Below are 21,363 nucleotides of genomic sequence, written 5' to 3' on the forward strand. Positions count from 1 at the left end.
CGGACGTCCCGCCACCGCACTGCCGGACAGAGACGGAAGGCACAGATGAACGCCCAAGCCAACGAGGAGCGACTGCGGCGCGCGATGGCCGCCGTCCTCCAGCTCCAGCAGCGCAACGCGGAGCTGGAGAGCCGGCACAGCGAGCCCGTCGCGGTCGTCTCCATGGCCTGCCGGCTGCCGGGCGGCATCGACACCCCGGAGAAGTACTGGGACGCCCTGGCGGCCGGCGAGGACGCCATCGGCCCGCTGCCCGAGCGCTGGGACGGCCTCGACCTGTACGACCCCGACCCGGGGGCCCCGGGCAAGAGCTACGCACGCGAGGGCGGATTCCTCACCGGCCTGGAGGACTTCGACGCGGACTTCTTCGGCATCACCCCCCGCGAGGCCGTCGCGATGGACCCGCAGCAGCGCCTGGTCCTCCAGACCGCCTGGGAGGCGCTGGAACGCGCCGCCGTCGTCCCCGCCGCCCTCGGCGGCAGCCGCACCGGCGTCTATCTGGGCGCCATGCGCTCCGACTACGGAACCGGCCAGGCCGGCCTGGAGCAGCTGGACGGCTACCAGGGCACCGGCATCTCCGGCAGCGTCGTCTCCGGCCGGCTCTCCTACCTGCTGGGCCTCCAGGGCCCCGCGATCACGGTGGACACCGCCTGCTCCTCCTCCCTGGTCGCCATCCACCTGGCCTGCGCCGCGCTGCGGGCGGGGGAGTGCGACACGGCCCTGGCCGGCGGCGTCACGGTGATGAGCTCGCCCGCCCTGTTCGTCGAGTCCAGCCGGCTGGGCGCGATGTCGCCCGACGGGCGCTGCAAGAGCTTCTCGGCGCAGGCCGACGGCGGAGGCTGGTCCGAAGGCTGCGGCATGCTCCTCCTCAAGCCCCTCTCGGCGGCGCGGCGCGACGGCGACCGCGTGCTGGCCGTGATCCGCGGCTCGGCGGTCAACCAGGACGGCCGCAGCCAGGGCCTGACCGCGCCCAACGGCCCCGCCCAGCAGCAGGTCGTCCGCGCCGCCCTGCGATCCGCCCGGCTCGCCCCCGCCGACATCGACGCCGTCGACGCCCACGGCACCGGCACCCCCCTCGGCGACCCGATCGAGGCCGGCGCCCTGGCCGAGGTGTTCGCGCCGGGCCGCGCCGCCGACCGTCCGCTGCACCTGGGCTCGTCCAAGTCGAACATCGGCCACACGCAGGCCGCGGCCGGCGTCGCCGGCGTCATGAAGATGGTCCTCGCCCTGCGCGGCGAACTGCTGCCCCGGTCCCTGCACTGCGACCGGCCCAGCCCCCACATCGCCTGGCAGGACAGCGGGCTGCGGCTGCTGGACGAGGCACGGCCCTGGCCGCGGGGCGAGCGGCCACGCCGGGCCGGGGTGTCCTCCTTCGGCATCAGCGGCACCAACGCACACCTGATCCTCGAAGAAGCCCCCGCCCCGGAACCCACACCGGCCCCCGCGTCCGCCCCGGAACCGGCCCCGGCCCCCGCGTCCGCCCCCGCGTCCGCCCCGGCCCCCGCGTCCGCCCTGGCACCCGCGTCCGCCCCGGCCCCCGCGTACGCACCGGAGCCCGCCCCGGCCCCCGCGTCCGCCCCGGCCCCCGCGTCCGCCCCGGCCCCCGCGTCCGCCCCGGCCCCCGCGTCCGCACCGGAGCCCGTACCGGCGGCCGAGCCGAGTCCCGTCCCGCCGGTCGCCCGCGCCCATCCCCTCCTGGTGTCCGCCCGCGACCCCCGGGCGCTGCGCGCCCAGGCCCGCCGCTGGGCCGACTGGTTCGACGCCCACCCCTCCCAGCCGATCGCGCCGGCCGCCCGCACCGCCGCACTGGGCCGCACCCACTTCCCCGCCCGCGCCTCGGTCCTGGCCCACGACAGCCAGGAGGCCGCCCGGGCCCTGCGCGCGCTGGCCGACGGACTGCCCCACGAGAACCTGGTCGAGGCCCAGGCCGCCGCACGCGGCAAGGTCGTCTTCGTCTTCCCCGGCCACGGCAGCCAGTGGCGCGAGATGGGCCGCGCCCTGCTCACCGAATCGGCCGAGTTCGCCCGCACCGTCGACGCCTGCGACCAGGCCTTCCGCCCCTGGATCGACTGGTCGGTACGCGACCTGCTCGCCGCCGAAGACTCCCTCGGCCCGCCCTTCGAGCGCCTGGACGTCCTCCAGCCGGCGCTCTTCACCATGGCCCTGGGCCTGACCGCGGTCTGGCGCGGCCTCGGCCTCGAACCGGCCGCCGTGGTGGGCAGCAGCCAGGGCGAGGTCCCGGCCGCCGTCGTCTCCGGCGCCCTCCGCCTCGACGACGGCGCGAAGATCGTCGCCCTGCGCAGCCAGGCCCTGCTGCGCGAATGCAGCGGCCTGGGCGCCATGGCCCTGCTCGAACTGCCCGTGGGCGAGGTGCAGGAACTGATCGCCCCCTACGGCGACGCCCTGTCCGTCGCGCTCGTCAACACCCCGGCCTCCACCGTCGTCTCCGGCGACCCGCAGGCGGTGGACGCCGTGCTCGCCGCACTGGCCGGCCGCGACGTCTTCTGCCGCCGCGTCAACGCCGACGCCGCCGGCCACTGCGCGCACGTCGACCCGATCCTGCCCGCCCTGAGCGAGCACTTCGCCGACATACGCCCCCAGGACGGGACGATCCCCTTCTACTCCACGGTCACCGGCGACACCCTCCAGGGCGCCGCCCTGGACGGCACGTACTGGTGCCGCAACCTGCGCGAGACCGTCCGCATGGACCGCGCCCTGGACCGGCTCGTCGCCGACGGCTACGGCGTCTTCGTCGAGATCAGCTCCCACCCCGTCCTCGGCATGCCGCTGACCGGCGCCACCGCCGAGTCCGGCGGCATCGTGGCGGGCACCCTGCGCCGCGGCCACGGCGGCACCGCCGAGTTCCTGCGCTCCCTGGGCGCCCTGCACGCCCAGGGCCACGAGGTCCGCTGGGAACGCCTCTGGAATCCAGGCGACCGCGGCCCTTCGCCGGAACTGCCCACCTACGCCTTCCAGGGACGCCGCTACTGGTTCGACGCCCCCCACCGCACCCCCCACCGGACGGCACCGCCCGAGAACACCCCCGAGGAGACCCCCGCACCCCCCGCCGACCTGCGCGCCACGCTCGCCGCCCTGCCCGCACAGCAGGCCCTCACCCACCTCACCGACCTGGTGCGCCGGGAGACGGCCGTGCTGCTCGGCGCCGCCGAGCCCGTCCCCGCCGACCGCCCCCTCCCCGAACTCGGCCTGGACTCGATCATGGGCCTGCAACTGCGCAACCGGCTCACCGCCCTGGCCCACCTGCCCCTGCCCACCAACGTCGCCTTCGCCCACCCCACCCCCCACCGGCTCGCCGTACACCTCCTCGCACTGCTGCGCGGCGACCTGGACCCGGCCGACGACACCCCGCCGCTGGAGCGCGCCGAACAGCGCGGCGTCCACCCCGCCACCCAGGGACAGCGCCGCCTGTGGTTCCTGGAGCAGATGGAACCCGCGAGCGCCCGCTACAACGCTCCGGTCGCCCTGCGCGTCACCCGCCCCCTCGACCCCCGCCTCCTCGAACGCGCCCTCACCCACCTCATACGCCGCCACGAGGCCCTGCGCACCGGCCTGGAGACCCGCGACGGCGAACTCGTCCAGGTCGTCCACGACGACTTCGACACCCCCTTCACCCACGAGGACCTCTCCGCCGCCCCGACGGGCGAGAAGGCCGTCGCCGAACGCGTCGCCGCCGAGGAACGCGCCCCCTTCGACCTGTCCGGCCGCTCCCTGCTGCGGCTGCTCCTGCTGGACACCCCCCACGGCGCGGACGCCCCCCACGGCGAACAGATCCTGCTCCTGACCCTGCACCACGCCGTCGGCGACGGCTGGTCCCTGACCCTCATGCTGCGGGAGCTGCACGCCCTCTACCGGGACCTGGCCCGCGGGGACACACCCGACGACACGCCCGCCGCCCGCCACCTCGGCGACTACGCCCGGCGCCAGCAACACACCCTGAGCGAGGACGGCTTCGCCGGCCCGCTGCGGTACTTCACGACGGAACTCGACGGCACGAGCCGCCTGGACCTGCCCCAGCACAGCACCGAGGCGGGCGGCGGCACCGTCGCCTTCACGGTGCCCGCCCCGCTGCGCCGCGCACTGGAGGACCTCGCGGCCCGCGAGGCGGTCACCCCCTACGCCGTGCACGCCGCCGCCTTCGCGCTGCTGCTGGCCCGCAGCACCGGCAGCGACGACTTCGCCCTGGGCACCATCTGGGCCAACCGCCAGCTGCACGGCACCGAGGACCTGGTCGGATTCCTGGCGAACACCCTGCCGCTGCGCTGCGACCTGACGGGCGACCCCACGTTCCGGGAACTCCTGGCCGCCACCGCGGCCCGGATCCGCCGGCTCGCCGACCACCAGGACGTCCCCCTCACCGAGGTCGTGCGGGCGGTCCCCGGCGACCGCGCCGAGGACGACAACCCCCTCTTCCGCGCCCTGTTCAACTACCGTGCGACGGCCCTGCCCGTCCTCGGCGACGGCGACGACGCCTGGCGGCCCTCGCCCGACACGAGCGTCACCGGCACCCCGCGCGGCATCGCCAAGTCCGAACTCGGCCTGACCCTCGCACCCGACGGAGCCGCGCTGGCGGGCGAACTGGAGTACCGGCTGCGGGTCCTCGACGCCGGCGCCGCCCGGCGGATGACGGAGAACTTCCGCACCCTGCTCGCCGACCTGGTCCGCGACCCCGACCGCCCGGTCAGCCGGCTGGAACTCCTCGGCGAGGAGGAACACACCTGGTTCGAGCAGCACACCGCACCCCCCACCCCCACCCCCACCCCCGCCACCTCCACCGCCGACCCTGCCGGTTCCGCCGATCCCGCCGCCGTGCAGGACAGCGCCCTGCACCGGATCATCGCCCAGGCCCACCGCACCCCCGACGCCGTCGCCCTGATCGACGGCGACCGCCGCCTCACCTACCGGGAGACGCTCGCGCGCGCCGACGCCCTCAGCGCCCGCCTGCGCGCACGGGGAGTCGGCCACCGCTCCCTCGTGGGCATCCACCTGCCCCGCTCGGCGGACCTCGTCGTCGCCGTCCTGGCGAGCTGGCTCGCCCGCGCCGCCTACGTCCCGCTGGACCCCGCCTACCCCCAGGCCCGCCTGGACCACGTACGGCGCGACAGCGCACTGAAGACCGTCATCTCCACCGCCGAGGGCGCCGCCCGCTTCGACGGTGACGGTGACGGCGATGGCGACGGTGACGGCGTCGACGTGCTGGTCGCCGACGGCCCGCCGCCCCCCGCCGGCGCCCCCCTGCCGCAGCCCCCCGCCGGCCTCGCCCCCGGCGACCTCGCGTACGTCATCCACACCTCGGGATCCACCGGCCGGCCCAAGGGCGTCATGGTCGAGCACGACCAGTTCGCCACCTTCTGCCGGGCCATGGACGAACGGGTCGGCGGCGGACCGGGACACACCTGGCTCGCGGTGACCAGCCTGTCCTTCGACATCTCGACGCTCGAACTGCTGTGGACCCTCACCCGCGGCTACCGCGTCGTCGTCGCCGACGGCTCGACCGCCCACTGGGCACGGCACGCCCACTGGACGCCCACCCACCTCCAGTGCACGCCCTCCCTGGCCCGCATGCTGCTCGCCGACGCCGAAGGCCGCGACCTCGTACGCGGCCTCACGCACATGCTGGTCGGCGGCGAACCCCTCGACCGCACCCTGGCCCGCCGACTCACCGGACTCCTCGGCGACGGCGAACTGACCAACATGTACGGCCCGACCGAGACCACGGTGTGGTCCTCGGCCTGGACCGTGCGCCCGGGCGAGATCAGCCTCGGCGAACCGCTGCACGGCAACCGCCTGTACGTGCTGGACCGGGCGGGCCGGCGCGTGCCCCGCGGCTTCCGCGGCGAACTGCACATCGGCGGACGGGCCGTCACCCGCGGCTACCTGGGCCGCCCCGACCTCACCGCCGAACGCTTCCTCCCCGACCCCTTCGCCGGCGTCCCCGACGCCCGCATGTACCGCACCGGCGACGTCGTACGCCACCGCGCCGACGGCTCCCTGGAGTTCTGCGGCCGCGCCGACTCGCAGATCAAACTGCACGGACACCGCATCGAATTGGGGGAGATCGAATCGGTCGCCGCCGAGCACCCGGCGGTGGCCCAGTGCGCCGCCGTGCTGCGCCCCGACGCCACCGGCGAGCCCGCGCTCTTCCTGTACTGGACCGCCGCGCCCGGCGCGCCGCACGGCCAGGACCAGCCGGCCGCCCTGCTCGCCGAGCGGCTCCCCGCCTACATGACGCCCTCGCACGTGATCGCCCTGGACGAGCTGCCGCACACCCCCAACAAGAAGATCGACAAGGCCGCCCTCGCCCGCCTCGCGGCCCCCCGCCCCCAGACCGCCGACGACACCGCCGAAGGCCCCGCCGCCGGGGCCGCCCCCGTCGGCGACGAGGTGGAGCGCGCCGTCACCGACGCCTGGGCGGCGGTCCTCGGCCGCTCCCGCATCGACCCCGACAAGGGCATCTTCGACCTCGGCGCCGACTCCATGGCGGCCCTGAAGGCCCACGAGCGGATATGCGCGGCCCTGGACCGGGAGTTCCCCCTGTCCGCGCTGTTCCGGTACCCGACGGTGCGCCGGCTCGCCGCCCACCTGCGGGACACCCACACCCACACCCACACACCCACGCCCGCCCCCGCGCCCGTGCCGGCGGTGCCGGCGCGGCGCGGGCGGACATCGGACGACGCCGTCGCGATCGTCGGCCTGGCGTGCAGGCTGCCCGGCGCGGCCGACGTGGACGCCTTCTGGGACAACCTGCGCCACGGCGTCGAGTCCATCACCCGCTTCACCGACGAGGAACTCCTCGCGGCGGGCGTGACCCAGCAGGACCTCACCCACCCCGACTACGTCCGCGCCCGTGCCGTCGTGGACGGCGTCGACCTCTTCGACGCCGGGTTCTTCGACTGCTCGCCCGCCGAGGCGCGGAGCATGGACCCCCAGCACCGGCTGCTGCTGGAGGTGTCCTGGCAGGCCTTCGAGAACGCGGGCATCGTCCCGCAGGACGTCCCGGGCAAGGTGTCGGTCTTCGCGGGCTCCGGCTACGGCGGCTACGAGCCGGGCGAGAGCACCGACCTGTCGTCCTTCTACCGCACGATGATCGGCAACAGGACCGACTACCTCGCCACCCGCATCGCCCACCGCTTCGACCTGCGCGGCCCCGCCCTCACCGTCCAGACGGCGTGCTCCACCGGCCTGGTCGCCGCCCACCTGGCCCGCGAGAGCCTGCTCAGCGGCGAGTCGGACGTGTCCCTGGTGGGCGCCTCCTCCCTGACCATCCCCCTCGTCCAGGGCTTCGTCCACCAGGACGGCCTGGTGGTCTCCCCGGACGGCAGATGCCGGGCCTTCGACGAGAAGGGCAGCGGCACCGTCTTCGGCAGCGGAGTCGTCGCGCTGGTGCTGCGCCGGCTGAGCGACGCCGAAGCCGACGGCGACCGCGTCTACGCCGTGCTGCGGGGCAGCGCCGTCAACAACGACGGCGCGGACAAGGCCGGCTTCACCGCGCCCAGCGTCGACGGCCAGGCGCACGCCGTGGCCCAGGCGCAGGCCGAGGCGGGCGTCGGACCGCGCGACATCGGCTACCTGGAGGCCCACGGCACCGCGACGGCGCTCGGCGACCCCATCGAAGTCCAGGCGCTGCAGAAGGTGTTCGCCGCCGCGGACCGCGACGAGCCGTGCGCGCTGGGCTCGGTGAAGACCAACATCGGCCACGCGGACGCCACCGCCGGACTGGCCGGACTGCTCAAGGCCGCCCTCTGCGTCCACCACGGGGAACTCGTCCCCAGCCTCCACTACGAGCACCCCAACCCCGAGATGGGCCTCGACCCCCGGCTGTTCTTCGTCAACACCGAACACAGGACCTGGCGCAGCGCCGGACCGCGCCGGGCGGGCGTCTCCTCCTTCGGCATCGGCGGCACCAACGCCCACGTCGTCATCGAACAGGCCCCCCGGCCGACCCAACCGCCGCGCACCCCCGCGGACCGCACCCCCGCACCCCCCGCCCCCGCGCCCGCGCCGGTCGTCCTCTCCGGCAAGGACGCCGCCGCCCTGCGCGAACAGGCCGCCCGATGGGCCGACCGCCTGGAACAGCGGCCGCAGACCGCGGCGGCCGGCATCGCCCGCACCGCCGCCCTGCGGCGCGCCCACTTCAGCGAACGGGCCGTGGTCCACGCCGCCACCGCCGCCCACGCGGCCCAGGCGCTGCGCGCGCTGTCCGAGGACCGCGCCCACCCCGACCTGGCCCGCGCCACCGCCGCCCCCCGCGCCCGCACCGTCTTCGTCTTCCCCGGCCAGGGCGCCCAGTGGCCCGGCATGGGCCGCGCCCTGCTGGCCGGCTCACCCGCGTTCGCCGAGACGGTCGACGCCTGCGACACGGCGTTCCGGCCGCTCATCGGCCGGTCGGTGGCCGCCCTGCTGTCGGGACAGGACACCGACACCGCGCCGCAGGACACCGACACCGCGGCGCAGGACCGCCTCGACGTGCTCCAGCCGCTGATGTTCACCATGTACGTGGCGCTCGCCGCCGCCTGGAACGAACTGGGCGTGCGCCCGGACGCCGTCGTCGGCCACAGCCAGGGCGAGGTCGCCGCCGCCGTCGTCGCCGGGGCGCTCACCCTCGACGAAGGCGCCCGGATCATCGCCGTCCGCAGCCGCGCCCTGCACGGCGTCGCCGGGGTCGGCGCCATGGCCGTCGTGGAACTCCCGCTCGACGCGGTCCGCGAGCGGATCGCCCCCTACGGCGGGCGCGTCTCGGTGGCCGCCGTGAACACCCCCCGGTCCGTGGCGGTCTCCGGCGACGCCGACGCCGTCGAGGACCTGCTGCTCGCCCTCGACGACGACGACGTCGTGTGCGGCAGGCTGGAAGCGCCCGTGGCCTCGCACAGCCACCACATGGACGCCCTGCTGCCCGCCATCGAGACCGCCCTCGCCGGCCTCGAACCCCGCCCCGGCCGCGTCCCCTTCTACTCCACGGTCACCGGAACCGCCCTGGACGGCAGCGAGCTGAACGCCGGCTACTGGCTGCGCAACCTGCGCGAACCGGTCCGCCTCGACCAGGCGCAGGCACGCCTGCTGGACACCGGGCACGACGTGTTCATCGAGGTCAGCCCCCACCCCGTGCTGGCCGTGCCGCTCACCGAGGGCGACGGGCGGGCCCTGGTCGCCGGCACCCTCCAGCGCGGCCACGGCGGACGCGACCGGCTGCTGCGCAACCTCGGCCACCTGCACATCCACGGCCACCGCGTCGACTGGCCGGCCGCCCTGGCCCCGCTCGGCCCCGCCGACCTCGTGGACCTGCCCGGATACGCCTTCCAACGCCGCAGCCACTGGAGCGACCCGCCCCGCCCCGCGCCCGCCGCGAAGACCGCCGGCACCGCCTTCTGGGACGTGGTCGGCAGCGGGGAGAGCACCCGCCTCGCCGACCTCCTCGGCACCCCCGACCGGCTCCGGCACAGCGTCGAGGAGGTCCTCCCGCTGCTCACCGAATGGTGGCGCCGGCACGAGTCCGAGACCCGCCTGAGCGGCTGGCTGTACGAGGAGACCTGGCGGCCGGCGCCCCTCGCGCCCGCGTCCGCGTCCGGCCTGTGGCTGCTCGCCGACACCGGCCGCGACGCCGACGCCGCCCTGGCCGACGCCGCCGAGGAAGCCCTGCGCACGGCGGGCGCCGACGTGCGCCGCCTGCGCGCCACCGGCGACCGGCACGCCGTCGCCGAAGCCCTGACCGCGCTGGAGCGCGAACCTGCGGGCATCCTCACCCTCGGCCCCCTCGACGACACCCCCGCCGCCGGCGGACTGACCCGGGGACTCCACAGCACCCTCGCCCTGCTCCAGGGCGCCGCCGACAGCGCCACCACCGCCCCCCTGTGGGCGCTCACCTGCGGCGCCGTCGACACCGACGGCACCGAGGGCGTCCCGCACCCCGCGCGCGCCCTGGTCACCGGGCTCGGACGGGTCGCGGCCCTGGAGGACCCGCTGCGCTGGGGCGGAACCGTCGACCTCCCCGGCCGGCCGCACGACGGCTGGGCGGACCAGCTCGTCGCGGCGCTCCTCGCCCACGACCACGAGGACCAGATCGCGCTGCGCCCGGCGGGCCGGTTCGTGCGCCGCCTGCGCCCCGCCGCACCGCACCTTGGCCCCGCCGCCCCGTGGCAGACCCGCGGCACCGCCCTGATCACCGGCGGCCAGGGCGCGCTCGGCAGGCACCTGGCCCGCCGGCTCGCCGCCCGCGGCGCCCGGCGCGTCGTGCTGGCCTCACGCCGCGCCGACCCCGCCCCCGAGACCCGCCGGCTGCGCGCCGAACTCGCCGACCAGGGCGTGCGGCTCCTGGTCGAGCCGTGCGACGTCACCGACCGCACCCAGGTCGACGCCCTCCTCGCACGGATCCACGACGACGCCGTCCCCCTGACGTTCGTCGCCCACCTGGCGGGCCTCTCCCGGATGACCCCGATCCCCGCCGTCACCGCCGAGGACGCGGCCCGCGAAGCCGCCGCGAAGGTCCTGGGAGCCCGCCACCTGCACGAGGCGCTCGCCGGGCACCCGCTGGACGCCTTCGTGCTGTACGGCAGCGGCGCGAGCCTGTGGGGCGGCGCCGGCCAGGCCGTCTACGGCGCCGCCAACACCGCCCTGGAGGCGCTGGCCCGGCACCGGCGCGCCGCCGGCCTGCCGGCCACGGTGCTCCACTGGGGCGGCTGGGCGGGCGGCGGCATGGTCGACGCCGGGACGGAACGCACGGCACGCTCCCGGGGCCTGCGCTCCATGGCCCCCGCGCTGGCGCTGGACGCCCTCGAAGCCGCCCTGCGCTCGGACGCCGTGGTCCTCGGCGTGGCCGACCTCGACTGGACGCGCTTCGCCCCCGCCTACCGCGCGGCCCGCCCCCGGCCCCTCATCGACGAGATCCCGCAGGCCGCGCCCCCGGCCGAGAGCGAACCCGCCGACCCGTCGGCCGGCCGGGAACTGCGCGCGGCGCTCACCGCGCAGAGCGCGGGACAGCGGCTGGACACCCTGACCGACCTCGTCAGATCACAGGCCGCGCCCGTCCTCGGTCTGCCCCCGCACGCGCTGCCCGACCAGCGGCCGCTCCAGGAACTGGGCCTGGACTCGCTGATGGCCGTGACCCTGCGCAGGGAACTGGCGCGCCGCACCGGCCTGCCCGTGACCACCGAGATGATCCTGCGCCACGCCAGCTGCGCCGCCATCGCCGCCCGCCTGCTCGCCGACCTGCTGCCCGACCCCGCGCAGGACCCCACGCAGGACCGCGCACAGGACGCGCCCGCGCCGGGCCGCCACAGCGCCGACGACCCCTGGCTCCGCGTCCTGAAACGGTCGAGCACCCCCCGGGCGCGCGTCTTCTGCGTGGCCGGCATGGGAGGCACGACGGGCGCGTTCCTGCCGCTCGTGCGCCACCTGCCCGACGACGTCGAACTCGTCGGGATCCAGCTGCCCGGCCGCGAGGCACGCGCCCAGGAGGCCCCGGCGAGCGACATGATGGCCCTGGCCGACCAGGTCATGGCGGCCCTGTCGGCCCGGCTCGACCTCCCCTTCGTGCTGTTCGGACACAGCCAGGGCTCCTGGCTGTGCTGGGAGGTCGCCCACCGCCTCGCCCACCGGCCCGCCGTGCCCGCCGCCGCCCTCGTCGTGGCCTGCGCCCTGCCGCCCCTGGCCGAACCCACCGACGGACTGCGCCGGCTCGCCGAGCGGACCGGCGACCTGCACACCGCCGCGGCCGAGGAGTTCGCCGAGACCTTCCAGGGCCTGCTGCCCGAGGAGATCCTCCACGACCGGGAACTGCTCGCCGGCTACGTCGACCGGCTGCGCGCCGACACCGCTCTCGCCGACAGCCACCGGGCCGCCCTCGACGGCGTCCGCCGCCCCCCGCTCGCCCTGCCGGTCCTCGCCGTCGAGGCCACCGGCGACCCCGTCCTGCCCCCCGGCGCGATGCGGGTGTGGCGCGAGCTGACCACGGGAGCTTTCACGCTCGCGCACATCGACGGCTCGCACGCGGCACCGATCGTCAACGCCGGCGCCATGGCCGGCGAACTGCTCAAGGCGGTCCCACGGGCCGCCGCCACCGCTGAGGAGAACCATGCCTGAGATCGAGCGCCCGGACGGCGCACGCCTGCACTACGAGGTGCACGGCGACGGATTCCCCGTCCTGCTGCTGGCCCCCGGCGGCGCGGACAGCCGCACCGGCATGTGGGAGGCGAACTTCTACCACCCGGTCACCGAACTGTCCCGGCACTTCCGGGTGATCGCCATGGACCAGCGGCACGCCGGCCGCAGCGCCCACGCCCCCGCCCTGCCGTTCTCCTACGAACGCCAGGCGGCCGACCAGGTCGCCGTCCTCGACGCGCTCGGCATCGGCCAGGCCCACGTCGTCAGCGCCGGCGGCGGCACGGCACAGGCCTGGCGGCTGGCGCACGACGCCCCCGACCGGGTGCGCAGCGTCGTCGCGCAGGAACCCGTCGGCATCGACCCGTCCGTCAACACCCTGAGCACCTACCTGCGCCAGTTCGACGAGGCCATGCGCTTCCCCCGCGCCGAAGGCCTCCCCGCCGTCGTCGCCGCCGCCCAGCGCGACGACCGGTTCGCCCACAACCCCGCGGCGGGCCCCTTCGCCGGCCGGCTGCGCGCCGACGCCGCGTTCCGCGAGGAGATCCTCGCCCAGCGCCGCGAACGCTACATCGTCCGCCTCGTGCGCTTCCGCGACGGCCTGTGGCCCGCCGGCTCGGCGTACTTCTCCGTGCCCGAGCAGTGGATGGCCCGCTGCCCCGTGCCGCTGCTGGTCCTGCCCGGCAGCGACAGCGCCCACCCCGAACTCCTCGCCAAGCGGATCGCCGACGAAGCCCCCCGGGCGACCCTGCTGGACACCGACCACGCCTCGCCCCGCCGGCGCGCGCGCACGGTCGACGCCGTCGTCTCCTTCCTGACCACCCACACCCCGCGCTGACGAAGGGCACCGAACCATGCTGTCGCCCGACACCCTCGACATCACCGACGAACAGTCCTACGCCCGCCACGGCTACCCCTACGCGCAGTGGGACCTGCTCCGCCGCGAGGAACCCGTCTTCTGGTACGTGCGCCCCGGCTTCGAACCCTTCTGGGTACTGACCAAGCACGAGGACATCGCCTGGGTCTCCCGCAACACCAGGCTCTTCTCCAGCGCCCAGCGCGTCACCGTCGACACCCCCGACGCCGTGGAGATGCTGGAGGCCGAACTGGAGCAGCGCGCCCAGATGTTCAGCCACAGCCCCACCGACCCGCCGGCCCTGTCCTACATGGACTCCCCCCGCCACCGCCATCTGCGCCAGATCATGGCGCCGTGCTTCACCCCCAAGGCCGTCAACGCCCTGGAGGAACGCTTCACCGCCCTCGCCGAGACCTTCGTGCGGGAGTTCGCCGACCGCATCGAGCAGCACGGCAGCGCCGACGTCGCACGGCACCTGGCCGCACGGCTGCCCGTCGCCGCCGTCTGCGAACTCGTCGGCGCGCCGGTCGAGGACCGGGACGACATCTTCGACTGGACCGAGGGCACCACCGCCGCCGCCGACCCCGAGTACCGGCTCGAAGGCGAGGACGCCGAGGCCGCCTTCCGCCGCAACATCACCGCGCTCAACGGCTACGTCGCCCAGCTGGTCCAGCAGCGCATGGCCGAGGCGGACGGCACCGGGACCGACGTGCTCAGCCGGCTCGCCGTCGGCCGGATCGACGGCGCGCCGCTGGCCTTCCACGAGATCCTCTACGCCGTCTTCAACCTGCTCGTCGCCGGCATCGGCACCACCCGCAACGCGACCACCGGCGGCGTCCAGGCCCTGCTGGAACACCCCGACCAGCTGCGCCTGCTCCTCGACGACCCGTCGCTGACGGACCGCGCCGTGGAGGAGATCCTGCGCTGGACCACCATCGCCGTGCACTTCGTGCGGACCTGCACCCAGGACACCGAGATCCGGGGCCGGCGCATCCGCAAGGGCGAGACCGTCGCCCTGTGGTACCCCTCCGGCAACCGCGACGAGGACGTCTTCGACGACCCCTACCGCTTCGACATCACCCGGCCGCACAACCCGCAGATCGCCTTCGGCGGCCACGGCGAGCACGTCTGCCTCGGCTCCCACCTCGCCCGCCTGGAACTGCGGGCCGTGCTGCGCGCGGTCCTGCCCCTGCTCGCCGACCTCGAACTCGTACGCAAGCCGGACTCGAGCGTTCTTCATCTCCAGGTCGCTGAAATCAAACGACTGGTCGTGCGACGCAAGAAGTGAGACGACGCCCCACGCCGCGAGAGACGCCACCGCCGCGAATCCGGAGACACCGTGCCGAACCTTCCCACCTCCCTGCATGAGTTCGCCGCCGGCGACGAATCCGACCTCCAGATCGTCGTGCCCTGGACGGGCCCGGCCATCGACCCCGAGACCGGCGGGCTGCGCGAGCCGCTGCCCGGCTCCTACCTGGTGGCCACCTCCGTGGGCTGGCCCAAGCCCGGCCACGAGGAGGTCGGCGGACAGCTCAACGCGGCCATCCTGGACGAACTCTGGCAGCGCGACGGCCTCCTCGCGGCCACCCTCGCCATCTCGCCGCAGTCGTGGAACGCCGCCCGCAACCTGGTGGTGTGGCGCGACAAGGAAGCCCTCGACGGCTTCCTCTACTCGCAGGCCCACCTTGCCGCCGCCCGGCGCACCAAGGGGCTGATGTACGACTGGGAAGGCACCAACTGGACCGGCACATCCGCCACCGAGCTGCCCACCTTCGCCGAGGCCAGGGCCCGCCTCGACGCGGTGCGCGCCGCCGGCCGCAGCCACTACCACTCACCCGGCTGACCCCGGCCGCGCACGACCACCCAGAAAGGACCGCCGGCACATGACGCAGAGCACCCTCACCCCGGTACCGCAGGCCGTGGGCCGCCACCTCGTCCAGGCGCTCGACGTGGGCTACGACCTGGTGCTCGCCCTCACCGAGGGCTTCGACGACGACAGCGCGCTCCAGGCGCCCGACGGGCACAAGCCCCTGGTGTGGTTCCTGGGCCATCTCGCCTGCGCCAAGGACTACTTCTCCACCCTCCACCAGGGCACCCCGAAGGCCGTGACCGAGGAGTTCTCCGACAACTTCGCCGACGGCGCCGACACCGACTTCACCCACGTGCCGCCGCTGACCGAGATGATCGCGATCTACCGTTCGGCCCACCAGCGCATCCGCGACTTCGTCACCGGCCTCGCCCCGCAGGACTTCTCCCGCCGCTCCGCCCTGTTCCCCGACGAGAACATGGGGGAGTACGCCGAGCAGTTCGCCACCCTCGGCAAGGCGCTCGCCCTGACCCAGATGCACGACTCCTTCCACGCCGGCCAGATGGCGCACCTGCGCCTCGCGCTCGGCATGGAATCCCCGGTCTGACCGACACCACCGAACCGACGAAGGATGGTTGTCATGGACGCTCTGTCCGAGGCCGTCAGGCGGGGGGCACCCGCCGACGAACTGGCGGGCCTGCCGGTCCCCGAGACCTACCTGGCCGCACACACGCGCGTCGAGGACACCGGCATGTTCCACGGCGTGCAGGACAAGGACGTACGCAAGTCGCTGCACGTCGGCGAGGTGCCGATGCCGCAACTCGCGCCGGACGAGGTGCTGGTGGCCGTCATGGCCAGCTCCATCAACTACAACACCGTCTGGTCCGCGACCTTCGAGCCCCTGCCGACGTTCGACTTCCTCAAGGCCTACGGCAGACGAGGCCGCTGGGAGGCGCGCCACGACCAGCCCTACCACGTGCTCGGCTCCGACGCCGCGGGCGTCATCGTCCGCATCGGCGAGGGCGTGCGGCGCTGGCGCGTCGGCGACCACGTCGGCGTGAGCCCCATCCAGGTCGACGACCAGGAGCCCGCCACCCACGACGACGGCATGCTCGGCGAAGGCCAGAAAGCCTGGGGATACGAGACCAACTTCGGCGGACTGGCGCACTACGCGGTCGTACGGGCCAGCCAGCTCGTGCCCAAACCCGCCCACCTGACCTGGGAGGAAGCCGCCTCCACCACCGCCTGCGCGGGCACCGCCTACCGCATGCTCGTCAGCGACCGCGGCGCCCGCATGAAACAGGGCGACGTCGTCCTCATCTGGGGCGCCGCCGGCGGCCTCGGCGTCTACGCCGTGCAGCTGGTCAAGCACGGCGGCGGCATCGCCGTCGGCGTGGTGGGCTCCGAGGAGAAGGCCGACCTGCTGCGCAAGATCGGCTGCGACGTCGTGATCAACCGCTCCGAACTGGGCATCGGCGACGACGACGGAACCGACCCCGCCCAGGTCGTCGAGGCCGGCAAACGACTGGGCCGCATCATCCGCCGGGAGACCGGCGAGGACCCGCACATCGTCTTCGACTACGTGGGCCAGGCCACCTTCGGCATCTCGATGTTCGTCCTGCGCCGCGGCGGCGCCATCGTCACCTGCGGCTCCAGCACCGGCTACCACCACCGCTACGACAACCGCTACCTGTGGATGAAGCTCAAGCGCGTGATCGGCTGCCACGCCGCCAACCTCCAGGAGCAGTGGGAGAGCAACCGGCTGATCGACATGGGCCGCGTCATGCCGATGGTCTCGCGCACCTACCCGCTGGCTCAGACCGGCGAGGCGGCCCGGCTGGTGCAGGACAACCAGCACGTCGGCAAGATCGGCGTGCTGTGCCTGGCCCCGGCGGCGGGCCTCGGCGTCACCGACCCCGCAAAACGCGCACGGATCGGCGAGGACCGGCTCAACCCGCTCAGGGACCAGCGATGACGGGCCGCCCCATCGGGATCCTCGGCACCGGCTCCGAGGTGCCCGGCACCGAACTGGGCAACGCCGAACTCGCCGCGCGCTTCGGCGTGACCACCGACTGGATCGAGCACAAGACCCGCATCCGGACCCGCCGCCACGCCGCCGACGGCCAGAAACCGTCCGACCTCGCCCTGACCGCCGCCCGCCGCGCCCTGGAAGCCGCCGGCCTGCCCGCCGACCGCGTCGACTTCCTCATCGTCACCACCACCACCGGCGACAGCCCCATGCCGCCGGTGTCCTGCCGGGTGCAGGCCGCTCTCGGCGCACACCGGGCGGCCTGCTTCGACCTCAACATCGGATGCAGCGGCTTCGTCCACGGCCTCGCCGTCGCCCGGGCCCTGCTGTCCGCCCGCCCCCAGGGCCACGCCCTGGTGATCGGCGCCGACGCCTGGTCCCGCTTCACCGACCCGCTGGACCGCAGCACCGCGGTCCTGCTCGCCGACGCCGCCGGCGCGGCCGTGCTCGGGACCGTGCAGGAGCCCTACGGCATCCTGGACTGCGACCTGATCGGCCACGGCGACCAGGCCGACCTCCTCGTCATCGAGGCCGGCGGCAGCGCCCTGCCCGCCTCCCACGAGAGCGTCGACGCCCGGCAGCACTACCTGCGCATGAACGGGCGCGGCGTCAGCGAGTTCGTGCTCGGCCAGGTGCCCCCTTCCGTGAAGGAACTCCTCGGCCGCACGGGCGTCCAGCCGGACCGGATCGACCACTTCGTGCCGCACCAGGCCAACGGCGTCCTGCTCGCCACCCTCGCCCAGGAGACCGGCCTGCACCGCGCGCAGGTGCACACCACCCTGGAGCGGTTCGGGAACTCGGGCGCCGCGTCCCTGCCCGTGACCCTGGACCACGCCGCGCGGGCCGGGCGGCTGCACACCGGCGACCTGGTGCTGCTGTGCGGCTTCGGCGGCGGCATGGCGGTCGGCACCAGCCTGGTGCGCTGGCACGCCGAAGGCCCCTCGTGAACGCCGCGGACCGCCCCGCGCCCGTCACCCGGGTCGGCGTGGTGGGTTGCGGAGTGATGGGGGCGGGCCTGGCCGAAGTGTGCGCCCGCCCCGGCCGCGAGGTCCTCGTCGCCGTCGCCTCGCACCGCTCCCTGACCGCCGGACGGGCACGGCTGACCGGCTCCCTCGACCGGGCCGTCGCCAAGGGAAGACTCACCGGCCTCGAACGCGAAGCGATCCTGGACCGGATCTCCTTCACCCTGCGCCTCACCGACCTCGCCGACCGCGACCTCGTCATCGAAGCCGTCTCCGAGGACGAGCAGACCAAACTGAAACTGTTCAGCGAACTCGACGGCATCGCCCGCGACCCCGCCACCGTGCTCGCCTCGAACACCTCCTCGCTGCCCGTCGCCAAACTGGCCATGGCCACCGCCCGCCCCCAACGGGTCATCGGCATGCACTTCTTCAACCCGGTCCCCACCCTCCCCCTCGTGGAGATCACCGGCTCGCTCCTCAGCGAGGAGCACACCCTCGCCCGCGCCGAACTGTTCGTACGGGACGTCCTCGGCAAAGAGGTCATCCGCAGCAGGGACCGGGCCGGCTTCGTCGTCAACGCGCTCCTCGTGCCCTACCTGCTGTCCGCGATCAGAATGCTGGAATCCGGCCATGCCCGCGCCGAGGACATCGACAAAGGCATGGTGCTCGGCTGCGCCCACCCCATGGGGCCGCTGCGGCTGGCCGACCTGGTCGGCCTCGACACCCTCGCGGCAGTGGCCGCCGGACTTTACGAGGAGACGAAGGAACAGCTTTTCTCCGCGCCCGCCCTGCTCTCCCGGATGGTCGAGAGCGGACTGCACGGGAAGAAGAACGGAAGGGGATTCTACAGTTATCGCTGAGAGAGGGCCCCGACATCGGCCGAAAACAGCCGGAACGAATGGGTTCGAGTGGACGCGGAAGTTCCGAGCGGGATACTTTTCGGGGCCTTGCTCCATGTGAAACGAGTTCAGTCGAAGGAGACTCTATGGCGCACATCGCATTCTTCAACTTCCCGGCGGTCGGCCATGTCAACCCGACCCTGGGTCTGCTGAACGAACTGGTCGCGCGGGGACACCGGGTGACCAGCACCGTCACCGACCACTTCGTTCCCGCGGTCGAGGCGGCCGGCGCGGAAGCGGTGCGCTACGAGTCCGTCTTCGGCGATTTCTACCGCAGCCCCTACACCGCCGAGGCACTCGAAGGCGAAGGCCTGAGGTGTCTCGCCGAAGCCACTTCCCTGGCCGACTTCGTGGAGAAGCACTATCAGGACGACAAGCCCGACCTGATCGTCCACGATTTCATGGCCTGGGGCGCCCGGTTCTACGCCTCCCGGCACGACATTCCGACCGTCCGGCTCTTTCCCACCTACGGCGTCCACGAGAAATTCAACATCACCGAGAAGTACCCGCTGGCGAAATTCACCGACGCCAAGGTCATGGAAATGATCGGGAAGCTCGCCGAGGTCCTTCCCGCATTCGGCCTCTCACCCGACCCGATGGCCTTCTTCCAGGACGTCGCACCGCACAACATCGTCTTCCTGCCCCGCGACTTCCACTACGAGGGCGACAGCTTCGACGAGCGCTTCGTGTTCGCCGGGCCCAGCCTCGCCGACCGCAGCGCCTACCAGGGCAGCTGGCAGCCCGCCTCCCCGGACCGCCCGGTCCTGCTGATCTCCCTGGGCACCGCCGCCACCGGATGGCCGGAGTTCTTCCGGACCGCGATCGAGGCCTTCACCGGCTCCGAATGGGACGTCGTCATGGCCGTCGGCGACCACCTCGACCTCGCCGAACTGGGCGACGTCCCGCCCAACTTCAGCGTGAGCCGGCACGTCCCCCAGCTCGACGTGCTCCGCCACGCGAGCCTGTTCGTCACCCACGGCGGCATGAACAGCACCATGGAGTCGCTCTACCACGGCGTGCCGATGGTGGTCATCCCGCAGATGAACGAGCAGAAGGCCAACGGCATGCGGGTCCAGGAACTCGGCCTCGGCCGCCACCTGGCCGCCGACGACACCACCGCCGACGCCCTGCGCCGGGCCGTCCGCGAGGTGGCCGGCTCCGACGAGACGGCCGCCGCCGTCCAGCGGATGCAGAGCGCCCTGCGCGCCGTCGACGGCCCCCGGGTGGCCGCGGACGCCGTCGAATCCTGCCTGACGCCCGCCGGCTGACCCACCACCCCGCACCCTCCCCGGCCGCCGCCCCCTCCCCAGGGCCCGCGTCCCCGGCCCCACCGCCGAGGACGCGGGCCCGCGCGCGTGCACCCGGCGACAGGCCCGCTCGAGCCTGCCTCCAGCCCCCGTCACGACAGTGGACGAGCACGACAGTGGACGAGCACGACAGTGGACGAGCGGCCCCCCATGCCGGAACCCGGAAGAGACGGAGCGACAGGTGCCCCACACGCAGTCCCCCCCGATCGAACTCCCCACCCGACGCCCCTCCGCCTTCGACCCGCCCGCCGCACTCGGACGACTCCGCCAGGACGACCCCGTCACCCCCCTGGCCTTCCCCGACGGCCACGTCGGCTGGCTGGTCACCAACTTCTCCGCCGCACGCACCGTCCTGGCCGACCCCCGCTTCAGCGCCCGCCAGGAACTGCACCACCACGCCCCCTTCGACCACCCCTTCGGCAGCGAGCCCATCGCCCCCGCCGCACCCGGCTTCTTCATCGGCATGGACCCCCCGGACCACAGCCGCTACCGCAAGCTGCTCACCGGACAGTTCACCGCACACCGCGTGAAGCAGCTCGTCCCCAGGATCGAGGAGATCGTCGACGACCGCCTCGACGCCCTCCAGACCGCCGGCCCGGGCTCCGACCTGGTGGAGCACTTCGCGGTGCCCATCCCCACGATGATGATCTGCGAACTGCTCGGCGTCCCCTACACCGAACGGGACATGTTCCGCCACGACGCGGCGACCTTCTTCCGCCTGGACTCCACCCAGGAACAGGCCGAGGGCGCCTACGCCCGCATGCTGCGCTACCTCGGCGGCCTCATCCCCCGCAAACGCGCCGAACCCGCCGGCGACGACGTGCTCAGCGGCCTCCTCGAAAGCGGCGGACTGTCCGACGAGGAGATCGCCGTCGTCGCCCTCGTGGTCCTCATCGCCGGCCACGAGACCACCGCCAACATGCTCGGCCTCGGCGCCTTCACCCTCCTCAGCAACCCCGACCAGATGGCCGCGCTGCGCACCGACCCCTCGCTCGCCGAAGGCGCGGTCGAGGAGATGCTGCGCTACCTGCCGCTCTTCCGCTCCGGCCTGATGCGCACCGCGCTGGTCGACCTCGAACTCGAAGGCCGCCCGATCAAGGCCGGCGACTGCATGGTGGTGCACCTGGCCGCCGCCAACCGCGACCCCGCCCGCTTCGACGGCGACCTCGACCGCCTCGACCTGCGGCGCAAATCCGTCGGACACCTCGCCTTCGGACACGGCGTGCACCAGTGCCTGGGCCACCAACTGGCCCGCGTCGAACTCCAGATCGCCTACACCGGCCTGCTGCGCCGCTTCCCCCGACTGCGCCTGGCCGTCACCGCCGACGAGGTGCCCCTGCGCGACGACATGGCCATCTACGGCGTGCACAGCCTGCCCGTCACCTGGTAGCCGCC

Annotated in this window: 10 protein-coding genes; all 10 read left to right on the forward strand. The window is 74.1% G+C overall.

The window, feature by feature from the left end:
• Positions 1-45: 45 nt before the first annotated feature.
• Positions 46-12,090: an amino acid adenylation domain-containing protein gene (locus tag ACFYX4_RS22125; protein ID WP_389335758.1), complete on the forward strand. Its 12,045-nt coding sequence runs from the start codon at positions 46-48 to the stop codon at positions 12,088-12,090.
• Complete coding sequence (locus tag ACFYX4_RS22130; protein ID WP_389335761.1) at positions 12,083-12,946, forward strand: alpha/beta fold hydrolase; 864 nt, start codon at positions 12,083-12,085, stop codon at positions 12,944-12,946. Before ACFYX4_RS22125 ends, ACFYX4_RS22130 begins: the two co-directional genes overlap by 8 nt.
• A 16-nt stretch (positions 12,947-12,962) precedes the next feature.
• The gene (locus ACFYX4_RS22135) at positions 12,963-14,252 is read left to right on the forward strand and encodes a cytochrome P450 (RefSeq protein WP_389335764.1); all 1,290 of its coding nucleotides are present in this window, start codon (positions 12,963-12,965) and stop codon (positions 14,250-14,252) included.
• Between the two features lie 51 nt (positions 14,253-14,303).
• On the forward strand, positions 14,304-14,807 hold the full coding sequence (locus ACFYX4_RS22140; protein ID WP_389335767.1) for a DUF3291 domain-containing protein: 504 nt from the start codon (positions 14,304-14,306) through the stop codon (positions 14,805-14,807).
• A gap of 40 nt (positions 14,808-14,847) precedes the next feature.
• Entirely contained in the window at positions 14,848-15,378 is a 531-nt protein-coding gene (locus ACFYX4_RS22145) for a DinB family protein (protein WP_389335770.1), read from the forward strand.
• Between the two features lie 33 nt (positions 15,379-15,411).
• Positions 15,412-16,746 carry a crotonyl-CoA carboxylase/reductase gene (gene ccrA, locus ACFYX4_RS22150; protein ID WP_389335773.1) on the forward strand — a complete coding sequence of 445 codons (1,335 nt, stop codon included), beginning with the start codon at positions 15,412-15,414 and terminating at the stop codon, positions 16,744-16,746.
• On the forward strand, positions 16,743-17,747 hold the full coding sequence (locus ACFYX4_RS22155; protein ID WP_389335776.1) for a 3-oxoacyl-ACP synthase III family protein: 1,005 nt from the start codon (positions 16,743-16,745) through the stop codon (positions 17,745-17,747). Before ccrA ends, ACFYX4_RS22155 begins: the two co-directional genes overlap by 4 nt.
• Positions 17,744-18,622 carry a 3-hydroxybutyryl-CoA dehydrogenase gene (locus tag ACFYX4_RS22160; protein WP_389335779.1) on the forward strand — a complete coding sequence of 293 codons (879 nt, stop codon included), beginning with the start codon at positions 17,744-17,746 and terminating at the stop codon, positions 18,620-18,622. The genes ACFYX4_RS22155 and ACFYX4_RS22160 overlap by 4 nt, the downstream gene beginning before the upstream one ends.
• A gap of 125 nt (positions 18,623-18,747) precedes the next feature.
• The gene (locus ACFYX4_RS22165; protein WP_389335782.1) at positions 18,748-19,929 is read left to right on the forward strand and encodes a macrolide family glycosyltransferase; all 1,182 of its coding nucleotides are present in this window, start codon (positions 18,748-18,750) and stop codon (positions 19,927-19,929) included.
• A 220-nt stretch (positions 19,930-20,149) separates the two neighbouring features.
• Entirely contained in the window at positions 20,150-21,358 is a 1,209-nt protein-coding gene (locus ACFYX4_RS22170; protein ID WP_389335785.1) for a cytochrome P450, read from the forward strand.
• The last annotated feature ends 5 nt before the right edge of the window (positions 21,359-21,363 follow it).

This window comes from Streptomyces sp. NPDC002328 (assembly GCF_042890065.1).
In the GTDB taxonomy this organism is placed as follows: Bacteria; Actinomycetota; Actinomycetes; order Streptomycetales; family Streptomycetaceae; genus Streptomyces.

Bases quoted from the DNA above. Each gene is read 5' to 3' on its own strand.
- ACFYX4_RS22135 (WP_389335764.1), top strand. From the start codon at position 12,963: ATGCTGTCGCCCGACACCCTCGACATCACCGACGAACAGTCCTACGCC.
- ACFYX4_RS22145 (WP_389335770.1), top strand. From the start codon at position 14,848: ATGACGCAGAGCACCCTCACCCCGGTACCGCAGGCCGTGGGCCGCCAC.
- ACFYX4_RS22155 (WP_389335776.1), top strand. From the start codon at position 16,743: ATGACGGGCCGCCCCATCGGGATCCTCGGCACCGGCTCCGAGGTGCCC.
- ccrA (WP_389335773.1), top strand. From the start codon at position 15,412: ATGGACGCTCTGTCCGAGGCCGTCAGGCGGGGGGCACCCGCCGACGAA.
- ACFYX4_RS22165 (WP_389335782.1), top strand. From the start codon at position 18,748: ATGGCGCACATCGCATTCTTCAACTTCCCGGCGGTCGGCCATGTCAAC.
- ACFYX4_RS22130 (WP_389335761.1), top strand. From the start codon at position 12,083: ATGCCTGAGATCGAGCGCCCGGACGGCGCACGCCTGCACTACGAGGTG.
- ACFYX4_RS22125 (WP_389335758.1), top strand. From the start codon at position 46: ATGAACGCCCAAGCCAACGAGGAGCGACTGCGGCGCGCGATGGCCGCC.